Annotated in this window: 17 protein-coding genes; all 17 read right to left on the reverse strand. The window is 41.6% G+C overall.

The window, feature by feature from the left end; genetic code table 11:
- A complete protein-coding gene (locus tag QT711_RS00815) occupies positions 1-1,650 on the reverse strand; it encodes a glycerol-3-phosphate dehydrogenase/oxidase (protein WP_317941588.1) in 1,650 nt (549 codons plus the stop codon).
- Between the two features lie 17 nt (positions 1,651-1,667).
- Positions 1,668-3,161, reverse strand: coding sequence for a glycerol kinase GlpK (gene glpK, locus QT711_RS00820; protein WP_317941589.1), 1,494 nt, complete (start codon positions 3,159-3,161; stop codon positions 1,668-1,670).
- A 43-nt stretch (positions 3,162-3,204) separates the two neighbouring features.
- Entirely contained in the window at positions 3,205-5,127 is a 1,923-nt protein-coding gene (gene mutL, locus QT711_RS00825) for a DNA mismatch repair endonuclease MutL (protein WP_317941590.1), read from the reverse strand.
- A 124-nt stretch (positions 5,128-5,251) separates the two neighbouring features.
- Entirely contained in the window at positions 5,252-7,819 is a 2,568-nt protein-coding gene (mutS, locus tag QT711_RS00830) for a DNA mismatch repair protein MutS (RefSeq protein ID WP_317941591.1), read from the reverse strand.
- Between the two features lie 214 nt (positions 7,820-8,033).
- Positions 8,034-8,603 (reverse strand): outer spore coat protein CotE, encoded by a 570-nt coding sequence (gene cotE / locus QT711_RS00835; protein WP_317941938.1) that lies wholly within the window; start codon positions 8,601-8,603, stop codon positions 8,034-8,036.
- A 72-nt stretch (positions 8,604-8,675) separates the two neighbouring features.
- Positions 8,676-9,110 (reverse strand): RicAFT regulatory complex protein RicA family protein, encoded by a 435-nt coding sequence (locus QT711_RS00840; protein WP_317941592.1) that lies wholly within the window; start codon positions 9,108-9,110, stop codon positions 8,676-8,678.
- A complete protein-coding gene (gene miaB, locus QT711_RS00845) occupies positions 9,110-10,660 on the reverse strand; it encodes a tRNA (N6-isopentenyl adenosine(37)-C2)-methylthiotransferase MiaB (protein ID WP_317941593.1) in 1,551 nt (516 codons plus the stop codon). Before miaB ends, QT711_RS00840 begins: the two co-directional genes overlap by 1 nt.
- A 245-nt stretch (positions 10,661-10,905) precedes the next feature.
- On the reverse strand, positions 10,906-11,175 hold the full coding sequence (locus tag QT711_RS00850) for a stage V sporulation protein S (RefSeq protein ID WP_317941594.1): 270 nt from the start codon (positions 11,173-11,175) through the stop codon (positions 10,906-10,908).
- 91 nt (positions 11,176-11,266) lie between these two features.
- On the reverse strand, positions 11,267-12,061 hold the full coding sequence (locus QT711_RS00855; protein WP_317941595.1) for a TIGR00282 family metallophosphoesterase: 795 nt from the start codon (positions 12,059-12,061) through the stop codon (positions 11,267-11,269).
- 88 nt (positions 12,062-12,149) lie between these two features.
- A complete protein-coding gene (gene rny, locus QT711_RS00860; RefSeq protein WP_371389947.1) occupies positions 12,150-13,715 on the reverse strand; it encodes a ribonuclease Y in 1,566 nt (521 codons plus the stop codon).
- Positions 13,716-14,171: 456 nt separating this feature from the next.
- The gene (gene recA, locus QT711_RS00865) at positions 14,172-15,230 is read right to left on the reverse strand and encodes a recombinase RecA (protein WP_317941596.1); all 1,059 of its coding nucleotides are present in this window, start codon (positions 15,228-15,230) and stop codon (positions 14,172-14,174) included.
- 174 nt (positions 15,231-15,404) lie between these two features.
- Positions 15,405-16,658 carry a competence/damage-inducible protein A gene (locus tag QT711_RS00870; RefSeq protein WP_317941597.1) on the reverse strand — a complete coding sequence of 418 codons (1,254 nt, stop codon included), beginning with the start codon at positions 16,656-16,658 and terminating at the stop codon, positions 15,405-15,407.
- A gap of 12 nt (positions 16,659-16,670) precedes the next feature.
- Positions 16,671-17,249, reverse strand: a complete 579-nt coding sequence (pgsA, locus tag QT711_RS00875; RefSeq protein WP_317941940.1) for a CDP-diacylglycerol--glycerol-3-phosphate 3-phosphatidyltransferase — start codon at positions 17,247-17,249, stop codon at positions 16,671-16,673.
- 74 nt (positions 17,250-17,323) lie between these two features.
- A complete protein-coding gene (locus tag QT711_RS00880) occupies positions 17,324-18,190 on the reverse strand; it encodes a helix-turn-helix domain-containing protein (protein ID WP_317941598.1) in 867 nt (288 codons plus the stop codon).
- Positions 18,191-18,306: 116 nt separating this feature from the next.
- Positions 18,307-19,101 carry a YmfK family protein gene (locus QT711_RS00885; RefSeq protein WP_317941599.1) on the reverse strand — a complete coding sequence of 265 codons (795 nt, stop codon included), beginning with the start codon at positions 19,099-19,101 and terminating at the stop codon, positions 18,307-18,309.
- Positions 19,102-19,314: 213 nt separating this feature from the next.
- Entirely contained in the window at positions 19,315-20,043 is a 729-nt protein-coding gene (gene ymfI, locus QT711_RS00890) for an elongation factor P 5-aminopentanone reductase (protein ID WP_317941600.1), read from the reverse strand.
- Between the two features lie 3 nt (positions 20,044-20,046).
- Positions 20,047-21,345, reverse strand: a complete 1,299-nt coding sequence (gene yfmH / locus QT711_RS00895; protein WP_317941601.1) for an EF-P 5-aminopentanol modification-associated protein YfmH — start codon at positions 21,343-21,345, stop codon at positions 20,047-20,049.
- Between the last annotated feature and the right edge of the window lie 3 nt (positions 21,346-21,348).

Below are 21,348 nucleotides of genomic sequence, written 5' to 3' on the forward strand. Positions count from 1 at the left end.
TCATTCAACTATTTCTCCACCTTTGCCTACAGCTTCTATAATGCGTTCATCAAGGTCAGTGAGCAGTTTTTCATATACTTCTGCTTCATACGTTAACAATTCGGCCATATAAGAAGCGACCTCTTCACGATACTGTTTCACTTGCCTGATATTAAAATACAGATCACCTGTACGACGAACAAAAAAGTCAGCTGGGGTCATCGCCATTTCATAATGAATCGCGTAAAGGATTTCGGCTTTCCAACGTGCCGGTAATTGATGAGGATCATTTTTCGTTGCGGTGACGTAATTGAAAACGACATCGACATTCGTTCCATACAATGATGCGAGCTGCCTTCCTTCTTCTTTCGTTAATCCATACAATTGTGCTTCATTCGATTTACTTTCAATAAAAGATTGATAGTGCTCTTCGTTATCAAATTCACCTCCTGATAGAGGTAGATATTCTGTCACGCATGGACCGAAAGATGTGTTTGGAAATCGTTTGACGACTTGATCCACAACGGTTTCCGCCATTTTCCGGTAGCCTGTCAGCTTGCCGCCTGCGATCGTCAATAAACCTGTAGAAGCCTCCCAAATTTCATCTTTTCGAGAAATTTCAGTTGCATCTTTGCCATCTTCATAAATAAGTGGTCGAACACCAGCCCACGTGGATTCCACATCTTCTCTCTTCACTCCTACAGATGGGAACATGTACAGCAGGGCTTCTAGCAAATAATTAATTTCTTCTTCTGTCGCAGAAGGATTTGCCCGGTCACCATCAAAAAATGTGTCTGTCGTACCCACATATACTTTATTTCCACGAGGAATTGCAAAAATCATTCGTTCGTCAGGTGAATCAAAATAGACGGCTTGCCGTAACGGAAAGATGGATTGATCGAGGACGATATGGATTCCTTTTGACAATTTAAGCCGTTTGCGATTTGAAACTTCATCCTTCGCCCGCACTTCATCCACCCATGGACCCGTAGCATTAACGACAACAGATGCATGTACATCCATTGATTCGCCTGTTAACGTATCAACGATTTCAGCACCCATCACTTTGCCTTTATGATAGAGGAACCGTTGCACTTTCATATAATTCAGGCACAATGCACCTTTTTGAGACGCTTTTTTCAACACTTCGATTGTTAGTCTTGCATCATCCGTCCGATACTCCACATAATGCCCTCCACCTAGGAGGCCATCTTCCCTTATTAACGGTTCCATTTCAAGTGCCTGCTCTGCCGTTAACATTTCACGGCGTTCGTCTTTTTTTACACCCGCTAACTTGTCATATACGAGCAAACCTGCCGATGTCGTCAGTTTGCCGAATGTGCCTCCTTTATGAAAAGGAAGAAGCATGCGTTGAGGGGTAGTGACATGGAGTGCATTGCGGTACACCGTTTCACGTTCCCGCCCTGTTTCAGCAACGATTTTTAATTCCATTTGCTTTAAATACCGTAACCCACCATGCACTAGTTTTGTAGATCGACTGGACGTACCTGCAGCAAAATCCTGCATATCCACAAGAGCGACTGATAACCCTCTTGTCACAGCGTCTAGTGCGATTCCTGCACCGGTTATTCCTCCTCCGATGACGAGTAAATCAAATTGATAGTTGCCCATGAATTGTTTCACTTTAGGTCTTGTAATCGCTGATAACATTTTTGTTCTCCTCCTCTTCAAAGCTTGAACAAACGTGTCGCTTCTACTGCTTTCTTCCAACCTTCATAATACTCGTCACGTGTAGATGTATCCATTTTTGGTGAATAGGTCTTCTCTTTTTCCCACAATGCCTCAACCTTTTCACTCGATTCAAAAAATCCAGTCGCTAATCCGGCGAGATAGGCAGCGCCTAAAGCCGTAGTTTCCAAATATGCCGATCGCTCTACGTCAATTTGTAATAGATCGCTTTGAAATTGCATGAGAAACTCGTTCGCCACAGCCCCTCCGTCTACACGCAAAATGTCAATGGATCGTTGTGCATCTTTTTCCATCGTCAGTAGCACATCTTTTGTTTGGTAAGCCAATGCTTCAACGGTTGCACGTATGAAATGCTCTTTTTCTGTCCCTCGTGTTAACCCAAATATTGCACCTCTCGCATCCGAATCCCAATACGGCGTACCGAGTCCAACAAAAGCAGGGACGACATATACACCATCTGTAGATGCCACTTTGTTTGCATACCGCTCTGAATCCTCTGCTTTTTGAATCATTCGCAAACCATCCCGTAGCCACTGGATGGCTGAACCTGCAACAAACACGCTCCCTTCAAGTGCATACGTCACGTTGCCATCGATTCCCCATGCGATCGTTGTCAGCAAGCCGTTATCCGATTGAACAGGTTCAGCACCAGTGTTCAGAAGCATGAAACAACCTGTTCCATATGTGTTTTTTGCCATCCCTTCATGAAAGCACGCTTGCCCAAACAGCGCACATTGTTGATCGCCTGCTGCACCTGCAATTGGCACTTCAGCACCGAAAAAAATGGATGCATCTGTGTGTGCATAAATTTCCGAAGACATCCGTACTTCAGGAAGCATAGCCATTGGTATATCCAGCATTTCACAAAGCTCCTGATCCCATTGTAGTTCGTGAATATTGAAGAGCATCGTTCGTGAAGCATTGGAGTAATCTGTTACATGAGCTTTGCCATTAGATAATTTCCAAATAAGAAATGAATCGATTGTTCCGAAAAGCAATTCGCCTTTATCAGCTTGCGCTCTCGCTCCGTCCACATGGTCGAGAATCCATTTTACTTTCGTTCCAGAAAAATAAGGATCGAGTTGCAAACCTGTCTTACGTCGAATTAGATCTTCACAGTCGTCATTGCGTAATTGATCTACAATCTGTTGGGTTTGCCTTGATTGCCAAACAATTGCATTGTAAATCGGCTGCCCGGTATGTTTGTTCCATATGACTGTCGTTTCGCGTTGGTTGGTAATACCGATCCCGTCAATTGATTCGGGTTGGTTACCACTCTCTGTTAAGACAGATGCGATGACCGATAATACAGAGCCCCATATTTCACTTGCATTATGTTCCACCCAGCCAGGATGTGGAAAAATTTGCTTGAACTCTCGCTGTGCAGTATGAACAATTTTGCCTTGCCGATCAAATAATATCGCTCGTGTACTCGTTGTCCCTTGGTCAATCGATAAGATGAACTCTCCCATTTTACCTTCACTCCTCTTCAATCAATGATGGAACGTATACGCCTTACATTACCCGTTTAAACATCTTCTCAATTTCATAAGTTGTAAAGTGGATCAGTACAGGTCTTCCGTGCGGACATGTATAGGGATTTTCGGCTAATGAAAGATCATGTAATAGCCTCTCCATATCTGCAAACGTCAAATAATGATTTGCTTTAATTGATTTTTTGCAACTCATCATAATTGCTGTCTCTTCTCGCAACTTACCGATGTCTGTTCGTTGCGTTTCAAGTACTTGTTCAATCAACTCTTCGATAAGGGTCGTCGCTTCGTTCGCAGGGAACCAAGCAGGATATTCTTTTACGGTATAAGATGAAGGGCCAAACTCTTCAAGAAAGACGCCTACATCATGTAATGCTTGGATATTTTCTTCTATTTTCACACGCTCATCCCCAGAATAATGAAAAATGAGCGGCATTAATAACATTTGACGTTCGTCTTCTTGCGGTCTACTTAATTTATCCCTAAAAAACTCATATTTAATGCGCTCTTGGGCAGCATGTTGGTCAATTAAATAAAAACCATCTTCGTTTTGTGCGACGATATACGTTCCATGAACTTGCCCTACCGGAACAAGAGATGGAAATCGTTTGTCCATCTTTACATCCGTTTGTTGAGGTGGCTCGATTTGCTCTTCCAACTGTATAGTATGAATCGTTTCTTCAACTGTAGACTCTTTCATTGGTAATGGTTGCTCAAATATTGTCTGAGCTTGCTTCACTGAATCAGCTTGTTCAATCTCTTGTTTACTGTGTACGTCTTTTTCAAAATGTACCTCTAGGTTATCGGGAACTGTCAAACTTTCCTTCTTCTCTTCTCTGTCGACTTGATGATGCATTTCTTTCATAGTTGTTTGAGTAGGCTTCATGTCGTTCCACATCGTCACTTGTTCTGAAGGAGGTTGTTGAATGACCTGTCGTTTAATTGCTTCAGGGACGATGATTGCTTTTTTCACTGCTTCATGGACAGCAGTTTTAATGAGAGCAAACAAGTCTGCTTCTTTACTCAATCGAATATGTTGCTTGGATGGATGTACATTGACGTCGGTCAGAAAAGGATCCGTTTCAACATTTACAACACTGATTGGAAACCGTCCAATTGGTAAATACGTATGTAAACCGTCCAATACCGCTTGGTTTGCTGCGTAACTTTTGACCCATCGACCATTCACAATGAGCGTCATATAATTTTTCGAAGCCCTCGTCATTTCGGGAAGTGTGACGAATCCACTTACTTTAAAATCGGCATTTTCCCCGTGGAAAGGGACCATCTTTTTAGCTACCGCAGTTCCGTAAATATCATGGAGCACTCTTCTTTGATCGCCTTTGCCGGCTGTTTGTAGTAGAACTTGGCTATGATGCATTAACTTAAAAGATATATGCGGATGGCTAATGGCAAGTCGGTTCACAAGATCGATTGTATGACCAAGTTCTGTTTGTATTGTTTTCATATATTTAAGACGTGCAGGCGTATTATAAAACAGTTGGGCAACCGTCATATCGGTCCCTTTCCGGTAGGCGGCATTGGATTGTTTAACGACCATCCCCCCTTCTATTTGCACTTCCGTCCCTTCCGTTTCGCCATCAGACGTCCATAAACTCACTTTTGAGACGGATGCGATACTGGCGAGTGCTTCTCCTCTAAAACCGAGTGTCCGAATTCTGAACAAATCATGCTCATTTGAAATTTTGCTCGTTGCATGGCGTTCAAAAGCGACCACAGCATCCCGTGCAGACATACCCTTACCATTGTCTGTTACACGGATTGATGTAAGTCCTGCTTCTTCTAAAGCAATTTCGATGACAGTACTCTCAGCGTCAATTGAATTCTCCACAAGTTCTTTGACAATGGAGGCAGGACGTTCGACTACTTCACCTGCAGCAATTTTATTGGACAACGTATCGTCCATCACTGATATGACATCCACTTTACCCCTCCTTTTCAATTTGATCGTTTACTCCTATGACTGTAGGAGGCTTGCACTTAGTAAATTTATTTATCAATCGACATTTATCACTGGCTGTTATTTTCGGCCAATGCTCAAGCTTATCTTATTTCATTTTTAATTTCTGTTGCCAATCTAGAATCATTTGCATCGCCTGCATCGGCGTCAGATTCATCAAATCAGCTTGTTTCACTTCTTCGAGGACTGAGTGCGTCTCTTTTGTCGATTCAGCCAATGGGGACGTTTCTTCCTTCAAATCAAAAAATGACAGTTGAGCTGAATCATCGTTTTCAACTTTTGGCTGCTCTATACTCTCAAATACTGTTAACAGTTTTTTCGCACGGTCAATGATTGAATCCGGTAAACCTGCTAGTTGTGCAACATGAATTCCGTAACTTTTATCTGCCGCTCCTGCCATCACTTTATGCAAGAATACGACACGACCTTCTTGTTCCATTGCCGCCACATGTACATTTACTAGTCGATTTAATTCTGCATCCAACTTCGTCAATTCATGATAGTGTGTCGAAAAGAGCATATTTGCACCAATTTCATGGTGGATGTATTCCATCATCGCTTGCGCCAGCGACATGCCATCATATGTGGATGTACCCCTACCAATTTCGTCAAACAACAATAAACTCTGTTCTGTTGCATTTGCGATGGCATATCTCGATTCCATCATTTCCATCATAAACGTACTTTGACCTGAAGCAAGATCATCCGCTGCTCCAATTCTCGTAAAGATTTGATCGGTAATTGGCAGCTTGGCAGATTCACACGGAACAAAGCAACCAATCTGTGCCATGATGACGGTCAATGCAACTTGTCGCATAAATGTACTTTTCCCCGACATGTTTGGACCGGTAATGAGTAGCATGTTCTCCGTCTCCGTCAACATGCAGTTATTCGGCACGTATAATGACTGATCCATCATTTTTTCTACGACAGGATGACGACCATTTTTTATTTCCAATGCGCGACCGCTATGAAATTGTGGTTTAACAAATCGGTATTTTTCAGATACTGTCGCGAATGCTACTAACACATCCAATTCGGACAATACGCTTGCGAGCAATTGCACTCTTCGGATGTGTGTTTTCATTTCTTCTCGTACTTCACAAAATAATGTGTATTCCAACTCTTGGCCATCTGCTTCAGCATTCAGAATTAGCTCTTCTTTTTCTTTTAACTCTGCTGTAATATATCGTTCAGCGTTGGCAAGCGTTTGTTTACGTTCATAGCGACTCAAGTCTGCCAAATGAATATTAGACTTGGTAATTTCAATAAAATAGCCGAATATTCGATTGTACCCGATTTTCAAGTTTTTGATGCCTGTCCGATCTCTTTCCTCTCTTTCCAACCGAGCGAGCCATTCTTTACCATTTTTTGATGCATCACGATATTTGTCTAACTGTGCATGAAAGCCATCTTTAATCATTCCGCCTTCCTTCACAGAGAGTGGAGGGTTTTCTGCAATTGAAGCTTCCAAGATCGTAAGAACTTCTTCGCATACATCAATTTGTTGCGCATATTGCTGAAGATTTGTTTCATTTGCATGAGCTAGTACTTGCTTGAGCAACGGAATTTTACGTAAAGAATTTCTCAATTGAGCAAGATCTCTTCCGCTAGCATTCCCCATAGCAATTCGTCCTGCCAATCGTTCGAGGTCATATACTTCTTTTAAGGCAGTCTTTAACTCATCTCTTAAAAAATAATCTTCTAGCAAGCTACTGACAAGGGACAACCTGTTTTCAATAAGTTCCTTGTCTGCTAGTGGCTGATGAATCCAACTTCGCAATTTCCTAGCACCCATTGCAGTGGATGTATCGTCCAACAACCAGAATAGCGTCCCCTCTTTTGTCCCGTTTCGAATAGATTGAACAAGTTCTAAGTTACGCATTGAGTTTGCATCGATGGATAGTTTTGCTGACTTTTGTATGTATGCAAAAGGTCGTAAATGTTCCAAAGCGGATTTTTGCGTACGCTGTAAATACGAAATGAGCGTTTCACACGCTTCCGTTAAATTACTTGGAATCGATTGAAACAAATGTTTTACATCCGTATCCGTTTCACCGTTATCCATGGAAAGGACAATATTCCGCTTGGAGATGTGTTCATTTAACGATAAATGAAGCCGTTCTCTCACGACAATCTCTTTCATTCCAAGTGCTTCAATTTCGCTAATCAATGTTCTTTCATCGCCTGTTATGAGTTCAACGTTCCCTTCTCCCGTTGCCAAATCCAAGTAGGCAAGAGAAAATTGGTTTTCGGCCAATTGATCGGCTGCTCCGATATAGTGATTTGAATTTGCATCGATTGACTTTCCTTCGATGATTGTTCCAGGTGTGATGACTTTCACGACTTCCCTTTTTACAATTCCTTTAACCGCTTTAGGATCTTCTGTCTGTTCACATATAGCGACCTTATGACCTTTCTGTACCAGTGTTTCAATGTATCCTTGGGCAGAGTGGAAAGGCACCCCGCACATCGGTATTTTATCTTTACTACCCCCGTCTCGGCTCGTTAACGTAATTTCGAGGATGGTAGATGCTTCAAGTGCATCATTAAAGAACATTTCATAAAAGTCGCCTAGACGGAAAAACAGAAATGCATCTTCGTATTCCGCTTTCACTTGTAAATATTGTTGGATCATTGGTGTATATGTTGTCATTCTGTAACCTCACTGCTCTTGTATTTCCTCTTATTATAACAAAACATGTTCCTACACAGAAACAAAGCGGATAATTTCATGCTGGCAATGCTTCCTAATAAAGAATTCTTCGGAAGCGTATCGTTGAACGAATAAATATCTTATATAATCCACTTCCCGCAAATTTCGTTTACGTGCTTTGCTCAATAAAAAAAAGCCGGATTAATCCCCCGGCTTAAAATGGTGAGTCTTTGCCCTTTTTCTCTTGCTGAATGTTTTCTGGCTCATGCGAAGAGGATTCTTCTTTAAATGACCACTCTTCTTCAAACTGATGAGGATGTACCGTGATGCAAACTTTTGTTTCCCCGACAATTTCAGCAACCAATTCTCTTTCGACTTTAATAATGAACTTCTCGCCACATTCTGAGATGAGTGCTTCTGTACAATTCGGATGCTGCACAACACTCACGATAATCTCTTCTTGCCCTGACGTCGGCTCGTCACGATAGTGCAGTTTAATACGGTCCTTATACGGCACGGATTCCGAGTAGACGGAAGTCTTTGAGTGGTCATGATGTGAGTACCAGACGTTGACATCAAACTTACCGTTGATTTCAATGTAGCCGCCTACTTTTTTCGCTTGATGCGTGTGGTTGATGACCCAACACCCTAAAATACTGGAAGGGTTGTTAGGCGGCTTTAATGAAACATTCGATTCCGTCCGTTTCTTCCCTTTTGCGATAACTGCCTTCGTTACAATCTGTCGTAAATTCTTCAGTTCATTTCCTCCTTCATTGACTTCTATTTATCCTATGCAACAAGAGCCCAGAAAGTGAAAAAAATCGGCAAGGAATTTATCCTCACCGATTTTTCAGCTTTATGCTAATGGTTTATGTTGTTTACTTTTTACGTAAGAACCTGTTTCTCCTTTTAAAACATCTCCGCCTGTAGATTCAATAATTTCATTTGTGACATTGTTGGCAATCGTATTTGTCACCAACTGAAGAAGTCCGTTCACTTCCACTTGTGACTGTTTAAATTCCTGCACAATTGGAACACCATCAATTTCTTCTTGAATCTTTTCAATTTTACTCTCTATGATGCCGAGCGCTCTTTCTTTTTCATACATTTGGAAATTGACTGCTTGTGTTTGCAATGATTTTAAACTAGCAATTTTTTCACGGATCTTTTGGTTTTCATTAATTTGTTCTTCTGCTCTCTTGAAAAACTCAACTTCTTCCGTGTTGGCAATCATATGTGCAATTTCTTTTGCTTTTTCAATAATCTCTTCTTTTGTATACATCTTTTCCATTATGACATCACCTTATCCTCTTCTACGACACCAATGAATTCGCCGTCTAGCGACCACGTTTTGGCTTCCGTAATTTTTACATTGACAATTTGTCCAATCACATCGCGGGGAGCTTTAAAATTAACGAGTTTATTTTTTTCAGTATAACCAGCCAATACGTCCGGATTCTTTTTACTTTCCCCTTCGACGAGCACTTTGACGACTTTACCTGCATATGATTTCATCGCTTCTGCAGACATTTCATTCACGAGTTTATTTAATCGCTGTAAACGTTCCTTCTTCACTTCCATTGGAATGTTGTCAACCATCTTGGCTGCAGGTGTCCCTTCGCGAGGCGAGTAAATGTATGTGTACGCCATTTCAAAGCCGACTTCTTTATATAAAGAAAGCGTTTCTTCAAATTGTTCTTCTGTTTCGTTCGGGAAACCTACAATAATATCGGTTGTTAGTGTTACAGTTGGAATAGCAGCTTTGATTTTCTTAACGAGCTCTAAGAAATGTTCGCGCGAATATTTACGTGCCATAATTTTCAGGATATCACTCGAACCGGATTGTACCGGCAAATGGATATGATCTAGTAAGTTACCGCCTTTTGCGAGCACTTCAATGAGATGATCATCAAAATCTCTTGGGTGACTTGTTGTAAATCGAATCCGCGGAATATCAATGGTTCGTAAATCGTCCATTAGATCACCAAGTCGATAGTCAATATCTTCGAAGTCTTTTCCATAAGCATTGACATTTTGGCCAAGGAGCATGATTTCTTTGTATCCTTGCGCAGCAAGGTGTCGTACTTCCTGGATAATGTCTTGAGGGCGTCTGCTTCGTTCTTTTCCACGTGTATAAGGGACGATGCAATACGTACAGAATTTATCACAGCCATACATAATATTGACCCACGCTTTAATATTTCCGTGTCGTACTTTTGGAAGGTTTTCAATGATGTCCCCTTCCTTCGACCATACTTCGATGACCATTTCTTTGGACATATACGCTTCGTGTAAAATATTCGGCAGTCGATGGATGTTATGCGTCCCAAAAATCATATCTACTTGGTCATAGGTTTTAAGAATTTTATTCACAACAGATTCTTCTTGGGACATACAACCACACACACCGATGAGTAAGTCAGGTCTTTCCAATTTCAAAGGCTTCAGATGCCCTAATTCACCGAACACTTTATTCTCGGCATTTTCACGGATTGCACAAGTATTCAATAAAATAACGTCTGCATCTTGTACGGTATTTGTCGGTTCGTATCCTAAACTTGTAAAAATACCTGCCATTACTTCCGTGTCGTGTTCATTCATCTGACAGCCGTATGTACGGATGTAAAATTTACGTCCTTTCCCCATACCGGCAAAGCGTTCATCAATTTTAAAATCGTCATGGTATTTGATTTCCTCTTTACCACGTTTCTTTGCTTCTTTTAAGGACGGTGGGGTATAAACCGTTTCAAAGTATTTACTATAATCTTTTTCTCCAGTCTCCTGTGTAGATCCTGTAAGTGGTTTTAGTTTGCCTGATTGTAGGCGTTGTTCTTCATTCATGACTTCCTTCCCCTTTCTTCAAACCTCGTGGGAATTGAACAGACTTGACTTCCATTATACATGAACTTCTGCACACTTTGTAGTGAAGGCGTTCATTCGTTTAAATTGATTACGACAACTATGTGACAGTTCAATCAATCTTTTACAGACAACTGTTTTCTCAATAAAAACCACGGACTTGTTGCGTCCGTGGTCAGTACAAATTGTATTCGCATTTCGGTCAATTGCTCGCTCAATCAAACTGTTTAACGGTTCTTCCGTTTTTCGACTAACAGTTTCAAAGCTGTCCGTCCCTCGCCATTAATTTCAATATCTGTGAATGCAGGAGCACATACAAGATCGCTTCCGCTTGGTGCAACAAACCCCCTTGCAATTGCTACTGCTTTAATCGCTTGGTTCAATGCACCAGCACCGACCGCTTGCATTTCTGCATACCCTTGATCTCGAATAACCGCTACAAGTGCTCCTGCGACGGAATTGGGATTAGAGCGGGATGATACTTTTAATGGACTCACCATGTTTCCTCCTTGTTTTCACGATGTCTATGGAATGTATTAATCCATACATCATCTTATGAACGCAAGGAGATAATTAGACGCAACTTCCTCATTCGAATGGATGGTCTTCGTTAATCATAATTCGTTCGACCGATAACGCCTTACCGGATTGATTGTCAATTTCAACATACAAGCCATTTAATTGGCCGCGACCTTTTTTCGGCACTTCAAAACGAACTGGAAGATTCGTTTTAAAACGGTAAATGACATCCTCTTTTTTCATGCCAAGAATTTCATCGTAAGGTCCCGTCATGCCTGCATCTGTCAAATAAGCTGTTCCTCCGGGTAAAATGCGTTCATCTGCAGTTTGTACGTGTGTATGTGTCCCAACAACTACAGATGCCTTGCCGTCCAAGTGCCAACCCATTGCAATCTTTTCACTCGTCGCTTCTGCATGAAAATCGACAAATACTAAAGGAGAAATAGCATGTGCTTCTTCCAATAGCTTTTCGGCTTTCTCAAACGGATCAGCATGAGGCGGCAGGAAAGTACGTCCGTGTAGATTAATAACGGATAGCGTTACGCCATTTTTCGATATCGTAGTCATTCCTTTTCCTGGCGCTTCGTCAGAGAAATTCGCAGGACGTATTAAATAATCCGTGTCGTCAATAAAGTCATAAATCTCTTTTTGATCCCACGTATGATTGCCCATTGTCACAACATCTACACCCGCTCGGAGTAGATCATCAAAAATCGCTTTTGTGATGCCTCTTCCAGAAGCAGCATTTTCCCCATTCGCAATAACGACATCTGCATTGTATTTTCTGCGAAGACGTGCAATATGATCAAAAACCATGTCTCTTCCAATCGATCCTACTATATCACCAATAAACACTACTTTCATTTTACTACCTCTTCCTATTTGTCTTTAAATTGACAGATTCACACAAAAAGAAAAGACTCCTGCACCGTGCTGGACAGGAGTCATTGGATCATTTTGCATATTCGACTGCGCGAGTTTCCCGAATGACAGTCACTTTTATGTGTCCTGGATAATCGAGTTCTTCCTCAATCCGCTTTCGAATATCACGTGCCAAACGATGCGCTGTAATATCATCAATTTGGTCTGGGCGAACAATAATGCGAACTTCGCGCCCTGCTTGGATGGCAAATGATTTCTCTACGCCATCATAAGACTCGGAAATTTCTTCGAGTTTCTGCAATCGACGAATGTAGTTCTCAAGCGTTTCACTTCTCGCACCTGGTCTAGCTGCTGATAGCGCATCTGCAGCTGCTACCAATACTGCAATGACAGAAGTCGCTTCTTCATCTCCATGATGTGACGCGATGCTATTGATCACGACAGGGTGTTCTTTGTACTTCATGGCCAATTCGACACCAATTTGTACGTGACTCCCTTCCACTTCATGGTCAATCGCCTTACCAATGTCATGTAACAATCCTGCACGTCTTGCAAGGGTTACATCTTCTCCAAGCTCAGCTGCTAGGAGACCTGACAAATAGGCGACTTCGACTGAATGTTTCAAGACGTTTTGACCGTAGCTTGTCCGGAAATGAAGTCTACCGAGTATCTTGATAAGGTCTGGATGGAGATTATGCACACCGACATCGAATGTCGTTTGCTCTCCTTTTTCACGTATCAATTCATCGACTTCCCGACGCGCTTTATCGACCATTTCCTCAATCCGAGCCGGATGGATTCTTCCGTCTTGAACGAGCTTCTCTAGTGCAAGTCTCGCTGTTTCCCGACGGACAGGGTCAAAGCCTGAAAGAATGACTGCTTCTGGCGTATCATCAATGATTAAGTCGATACCCGTTAAGGTTTCCAACGTTCTGATGTTCCGACCTTCTCTACCGATAATACGACCTTTCATTTCATCGTTCGGTAAATTCACCACAGACACGGTTGTCTCTGCAACATGATCCGCCGCAAAACGTTGTAATGCAAGGGAAAGGATTTCTCGAGCTTTCTTTTCGGATTCCTCTTTTGCACGTTGCTCTGATTCTTTCGTCATGACCGCAATGTCTGTAGAAAGTTCGTTTTCAACTTCGTCCAAGATGACGCGCTTCGCCTCTTCTCTTGTCAAAGCTGAAATTCTTTCAAGTTCGGTCTGTTGTGTAGCAACAAGTTCTTCCGCCTTGCGTTCCATCTGTTCAATATGCTGTTGTCTACTGGTAAGCGCATCATCTTTGCGCTCCAGTCCCGCTTCTCGTTTATTGAGAGCATCATCCTTGCGGTCAAGATTTTCTTCCCGTTGCAAAAGACGGTTTTCCTGTTTTTGCAGTTCCGCCCTTCTTTCACGGATTTCCGATTCCGCTTCAATTCTCAGTTTGTGATTTTCATCTTTCGCTTCAAGCAATGCCTCTTTTTTCATCGCATCCGCTTCACGTTTCGCCTCTTCAACGATTTGTTCAGCTGAATTTTTGGCACCCGTCACTTTTGATTCATTCACCTTTTTGATAACTAAATAGATAACAACTGCACCGACGAACAGACCAAACAAGGCGGAGATGATGTTCATGATGAGATCTGGCATCAGCTCACCTCCTCCTGCTTTTCTTATTCGTTTTCAGTCGGCCCGTATATCAACAATCAACATACTGCCATAATGATTTCAATGATGTGAAATAGTACAATTCTAATTGTATCTATGAAAAATTGCCATGTCAAGGATTCGAAAGCGTATTCGGAGTTTCCCGCTCTTTTTGACGAACAAGTCCGATAAATCACATTAATCATGCTGGACGTTGTATTATCGTCTTGACGGAATCGCTTTTTGTTAGGATTAAAAAACAGGGACATAACATTAAACAGTCCGTTTCTCTGCGCTTCAAAAGACTCGCTTTCCGCAGGGCGCGTTTGAGCCAATCGAACAACGAATAGTTCGGTCCACTCATGAATATGAAAATATAAATTGTAAAAGCAAAAAAATGCATGACGTCAAATCCATCATGCATTTTTCTCTGGTTCTGTCCCAGTCACATTGATTAAATTATTTATCTTCAGCAAATAACTCTAATTCTTCTTCGTCGTCTTCATCATGACCAGCAATTACGTAATTTGCACTTGCTAAACCATAAGAACTTCTGATTTTATCGGCAATTTCTGCACGAATATCTTTATTTTCTTTTAAGAACTGTTTCGCATTTTCACGACCTTGGCCAAGTCGTTCACCTTCGTACGAATACCATGCTCCACTTTTTTGGACAATTTCTAACTCTGCACCGAGGTCGACGATTTCCCCTTCTTTAGAAATCCCTTCTCCATACATAATATCCACTTCAGCCGTACGGAACGGAGGAGCAACTTTGTTTTTCACTACACGAATCCGGGTCTTGTTCCCCATAATGTCGTTGCCTTGTTTAATCGCTTCGCCGCGACGTACTTCCAAACGGACAGAAGAGTAGAATTTAAGTGCTCGTCCACCAGGCGTGACTTCTGGGTTTCCGAACATGACGCCTACTTTTTCACGGATTTGATTAATGAAAACAGCGATTGTTTTCGATTTGTTGATTGCACCGGAAAGTTTACGAAGTGCTTGGGACATTAGACGCGCTTGTAAACCTACGTGTGAATCTCCCATCTCCCCTTCAATTTCAGCTTTTGGAACAAGTGCAGCGACAGAGTCAATAATTACAATATCAATCGCTCCACTACGGACGAGCGCTTCTGCTATTTCCAATGCTTGCTCTCCTGTATCCGGTTGAGATAAGAGCAATTCATCAATATTAACGCCTAGTTTTTGTGCATATACGGGATCCAACGCGTGTTCAGCATCGATGAAAGCAGCTTGTCCTCCTGCTGCTTGTACTTCTGCGATCGCATGTAATGCCACCGTTGTTTTACCTGAACTTTCAGGACCATAAATTTCGATGACACGACCTCGTGGGTAACCACCCACACCTAATGCCGCATCCAGTGCAAGTGAACCAGATGATGAAGTGGCGATTTCACGATCTGTCTGTTCCCCTAACTTCATGATGGAGCCTTTTCCAAATTGTTTTTCTATTTGTTTTAACGCTTGATCCAAAGCTGCTTTACGATCGCTCAACAACAATTCCTCCCTTAACAGGTGTTTTCTTTTAATACCTGTCTCTACTATACTCCTTTTCTGAGAAATACACAAACAAAAAACGAACGCTTATTCGATATTTTTTCGCAAAATCCAAATTTAATTGAGAAAACCCTCGTTATTTCACGTTTTAATTGAGAATAGTGCCCAAAATTACATTTTGGCATTTTTACTTTGTAAGTACTTGATGAGGTAATAAAGCGCAAATCGTGCCGTTCGTAATCGATTTGTATTCCGGGACCCTGATAATTGTAATCGGTACGTTTCAACCTTTTCATCGGGCAACGCTAATCCTATCCAAACTGTCCCCGCTTCCTCCCCGCCGTGTGCACCTGGACCGGCAACTCCTGTTAATCCGACACCGATTGAAGACTTGAATTTTTGTTTCACATGTACTGCAAGCGCAGTCGCACATTCAGCACTCACGACACCGTATTGTTGTAACAATGAAGCAGGAATAGCAAGCTGTTCAATTTTCGCCTTTTCATCATAGACGATGACGCCCCCTTTTAGAGCTGTACTAATGCCCGGCTCACTTGCCAATTCTGAAGTGAAAAGGCCAGCAGTAAGACTTTCTGCAGCAGCAATTGTGAGGTTCTGTTCGTGTAACAGCTTAGCGGTTTTTGAAGACAACGTATCGTCATTAATTCCAAAAAGGTATTCCCCTACGTACGCTCGAATTTCTGCTTCCACTGGAACGATAAGTCGTTCTGCTTCTTCTCGCGTTTCTGCTTTTGCTGTTAAACGAAGAGTGACTGCATCAGCGGATGCTAATGGGGCAATCGTCGGGTTGGATTGTTGTTCGATTATTGATTGGAGCCTAAACTCTAAGTCGGCTTCGCCAATTCCGTAAAAATTTAATATGCGAGAGACAATCACTTCCTTTTTACCTAACATGCGTAAAAGGTACGGAAGCGCCTCATGCTCAAACATTGGTTGCATTTCATGTGGAGGGCCTGGTAATAGGATATAGTGACGACCTGACTTCTCAAGCGCCATTCCTGGTGCCATACCATGATGATTTTCTAAAACGGTTGAATTATGTAAGACGAGCGCTTGTTTTTTATTGTTTTCTGTCATTTTCCTACCTGTTCGAGTGAAATAGGCTTCTATGGAAACTAAAGCTGCATCATGGCTAACAAGCGGCGTATCTAGCAAATTAGCGATTGTCTCTTTCGTCAAATCATCTTTTGTTGGACCTAGACCACCTGTGAAGATGATCATATCTGCACGTTCGTTTGCAATTTCAATTGTTTGCTTTAACCGATGTGGATTATCTCCGACAACCGTTTGATAGTGTACATCAATGCCAATATCGGCAAGTCGTGCGGAGATGAATTTAGCATTTGTGTTTGTAATTTGACCTAATAATAATTCAGATCCTACAGCGATAATCTCTGCCTTCACGCCTACATCCCCTTACATTGAATCGAGTAGCACTCGTCGATTTTTATAGAAATAATCAGCACCAGACCAGATTGTAAAAATCAAAGCAATATAAAGCATGATTGTCGCAAACGGAAAATGGATAGCTTCGAAAAAGATATTATTTAATAAGAGGAAAGAAATCGCAACGAGTTGAGTAGCTGTCTTAATTTTCCCTAGTTGGTTGGCCGCAACGACTTCTCCACCTCCTGCAAGCACAAGTCGTAAACCGGTAACCGCAAACTCACGGCTAATGATAATAATAACGATCCATGAAGCTGCAGATCCAAGTTCAACAAGAATGACCAATGCGGCGGAAACTAGTAGTTTGTCTGCTAACGGGTCAAGAAACTTCCCCATATTTGTCACTAAGTTATATTTTCTTGCTAAATGCCCATCAAACCAATCGGTCGTAGCAGCAATAATAAATAGCAATGCCCCAATAATATGTTCAAATGAAAGCTCAGTCCCACCAATGTATATAGTACCCATCCCAAAATCAACAACCATGAACAAAATAAATATGGGGATAAGAACAATTCGAGCGACTGTAATTTTGTTTGGTAAATTCAACAAACTCACCTATCCTTTTTAATTTTTCAACTAACAATTATGTATGAGCAAGAAAATAGTCATCCTGTAGATGACTATTCTCCTTTTTTGTATTCAATAATGATATTTTGTGTTATTTTGTCAGAGCCATACGTCAACTTTTCATCATTTACATAGATCTCTGCATTTGATGTTCTGCCGACTCGAATTCTAATGTAGTCTTTATCGGACACGTCCAATTCCACCGTCTCACCAGCGTTCATGACTCTAGCCCTGTCTGTAAGCTCTTCTTTGTTTTTATCTCTTACACCAATCCATGTTTCACCAGTAACAACAATTTTCAGCTTGAATGTATCCGTATCCGTCAACGTATACGTAGAATCCTCACCGACTGTACTTTGATACGTGAGGACTTGCTCCTTCACTTCTTCAACAGGCTCAGGATCTTCTTTTTGTTCCTCTTTTTCAGGCTGCTCCGTTGCAGGATCTTTCGTGCCGACTGGTGGTGGATTTTTATCCAATGTTACCGGTTGCTCGGTTTCATGGTTCTCTTCAGGTTTATTGGATGAACCGCTTTGCCATAAAACCCAAACAACAACGATGATCACGATAATAAAGAGCGCAACAATAATTTTAGGTATCGTCTCATTTAGTTTACTGCTGCTACTGATGCCTCGTTTCCTCGACATCGGTTGTGCAATTTGTGGTGTTTCTTTTTCAATTACATCCTTTGGTGCTGAATCCTTGTATAAGGACAACATTTCATCTGCATCAAGTCCAACCGCTTCCGCATATTGCTTAATGAATGCTCGAACGTAAAAAGATCCAGGCATCATACTGTAATCTTCGTTCTCAATACCGGAAAGGTACCTTTTTTGTATTTTTGTTATGGATTGCAAGTCATCCAATGAATAGCCTTTACTTGTTCTCGCCTCTCGCAGACGATCACCTAATCCGGTCATATTTCATCACCTACCTCTTTCTATTTCGCCTCGACATTTTAGTTTGTATTCCCTTTACCGTAAACACTTACACTTCACAATAGCGTTACCTTACCAAATGAAAGTGAGCGTATTCGTTAAAAAGAAAAGCCAAAACCACCCATTTGTCCAGAATCGGACATCATATGGTTTTTTTCCATCATTTCATATGTAATTTCTTGGTCTGGATCCGTCCGAAGCTCAATGATATAATCAAAATCCTCCATATCATATTCCGAATGTTGAACGAACATATCCGGATGCTCAACAACTTTAATGGTTGGCATACGCATCATTTCCCTTACTAACTGCATGTGACGTTCGTCTCCTGATTTCCTTGTGACAATGCCATCTAAGATGAAAATATTGTCGGATGAAAACTCGTCACCGGCAAGATTACTTCTTACTGTCTGTTTAATCATTGTCGAGGAGAGAAATATCCATTTTTTGTTCGCACAGACACTTGCCGCTACAACCGATTCGGTTTTACCAACACGCGGCATCCCACGGATTCCAATCAACTTATGGCCATCTTGTTTGAATAACTCTGCCATGAAATCGACAAGAACACCTAAATCACTTCGAAGGAATCTAAATGTCTTCCGATCATCGACATCCCTTTGGATATATCGACCATGTCGAACAGCTAGAATATCGCGTAATTTCGGTTCTCTGATTTTTTTCACTTGAATCGTTTCCATCGTGGAAGCAATCAGTTCAAAGCGTTTAATTTGATCATCGTTTTCCGTTCGAACAAGCATGCCGCGATGGCCACCATCAACACCATTAATTGTTACAATGTTGACACGCAACATGCCTAAGAGAGAGGCGATATCCCCTAGCAATCCAGGTCGGTTGATTTGCACCTCATATTCGACATACCATTCACCCATTCGACACCCTCCGATCCATTATCCAAGCAATGTACAATAGAAAAAAGAATGTTCAGCGACAATGAGCAAGCATGTTGTCTACATTCTTTTTCTACTTTGGAAATGCTTATACGTATAGGACGTACAAAACGTAACTTAGTTCTATCATAGCGGATTCAACTGTCGATGAAAAGGAAAAAAGGTGAAGGGAGAAAATTGTCTCCCTTTTTGCATTTAGATATACCATCCGCCATTCAACTTGACAACTTCTCCTGTCATATAATCGGCTTTTCCACTCACTAGAAAACTTGTTAGTGCACCCACTTGACTTGGGTTCCCCGTAGATTGTAATGGAATTTCTTCCATGACAAGTTGTTTATCTTCTACTGTCAATTGTTCAGTCATTTCCGTATCAATCCAGCCTGGTGCAATTGCGTTTACACGAATTCCTGAGTACGCCGCCTCTTTCGCATAAGCTTTGACGAAAGCATGCTGAGCGCCTTTGACAGCGGAGTACATCACTTCTCCCGCTGCGCCAGTGTCCCCCCAAATCGACCCGATAAATACGACATACGAAACAGGAAAGCTGCGCAGTTGGGGAGAGATATCACGAATAAAGGCAGCAGGATTTCGCACATGAACATGCCACAATTCGTCCATCTGTTCGGCTGTCGTATCCGACACTAATTGGTAAAGGGATTGACCTAATGCAACGATGACTGCTTGAACATGACCGACGTTAGCAGTTACATGATCGGCAGCATTTCCTGTGGAAAAATCCGCATGAACGATGTTGAATTCCCCTGCTTCATATTGTTGCGCAAGTTCTTGTTGCAATTGAAGGATCTTTTGTTCATGACGGTTGTAGTGCATGTATAACGACCAACCATCCTTAGCAAGTTCTCGGCAAATGGCTTGCCCGATTCCTCCCGATGCTCCGAGAACAACTGCATATCGTCTCATTCGTTACTTCCCTTTCGATCCTGGCACGATCGTCATTACTGAATGACCTGCTTCATCGTTAATCGTGGCAAATGCATCTTGCAAATCTTGTAACGTCATCTTTTCTAAAGCTGGAACAACATCAAACAAATTCATCTGATTAAAGTTGTATTGCGTAAATTGATTAGCGATAAACTCGATTGAATTCAACGAGCGCATAAATTGGCCAATTCTCCGTTTACGAGAGCGATGTAAGTCTTCTTCAGTAATCGACCATTCATCTTTTTGCGCGCGTAATGTCGAGCGGATTAATGCTTCCAACGCTTCAGGATGTTCAGTATCAGAATCGACCATAGCAAACCCGAAACCTTTTTCAAACGTAAAATCATAACTATATGTTTCATCAATCAAGTTCTCTGCATACGCTTTAGTGTAAAAGTCAGATGTTCGTCCGAAAAGAATATCCAATACTACGTTAATTGCTAAATCTTGGCGCAACATTTCGTCGCCTTCAATGGCAGTGTTACTACATTTCATCCCGAAATTGAATTTTGGTCTTTGTACATCCATCTCAAGCACAGTTTTCGGCGCTTTTACTTCCATCGGCTCTTCAGGGTACTTCCGTTCAATTTCTAAAGGCTCTGAAAAACGCTTGCTCTTTTGGTCTTCTCGAATAAACGTCATCATCTCTTCTGGATCGACTGCCCCTATTACGAAAACTGCCATGTTGGAAGGGTGGTAAAAGGTTTCATAACACATATACAAATGTTCAGCCGTAATCTCTTGGATCGTATCAACCGTTCCAGCAATATCAATGTTGATAGGATAGTTTTGATACATACTTTGAATTGTACCAAAATAGCTACGCCAATCTGGATTGTCATCATACATCGTAATTTCTTGTGCAATGATTCCCTTTTCCTTGTCTGTCTTTTCTTTTGTAAAATACGGTTCTTGCACAAAATCCAATAAAACTTTCGTGCTTTCATACAAATTCTCAGTCGTTGAGAACAAATAAGAAGTGCGGGTAAAAGAAGTAAATGCATTTGCCGAAGCACCTAATACACCAAACTTCTGAAAGACATCACCATCTTCTTTATCAAACATCTTATGCTCCAAAAAATGCGCAATCCCATCAGGAACCGTAACGAACTCATTTTTCCCTCGAGGAATAAATGTCCTGTCAATCGAACCGTATTTCGTTGTAAATGTAACATACGTCTTCGAGAAGCCACGTTTTGGTAATATATATACATGTAGGCCATTTTCTAACTGTTCGTGATATAACGTTTCCTGCAAATGATCAAAATAGAGTTTTTCCATTCG

The organism is Sporosarcina saromensis (genome assembly GCF_033253735.1).
GTDB classification, from domain to species: domain Bacteria; phylum Bacillota; class Bacilli; order Bacillales_A; family Planococcaceae; genus Sporosarcina; species Sporosarcina saromensis.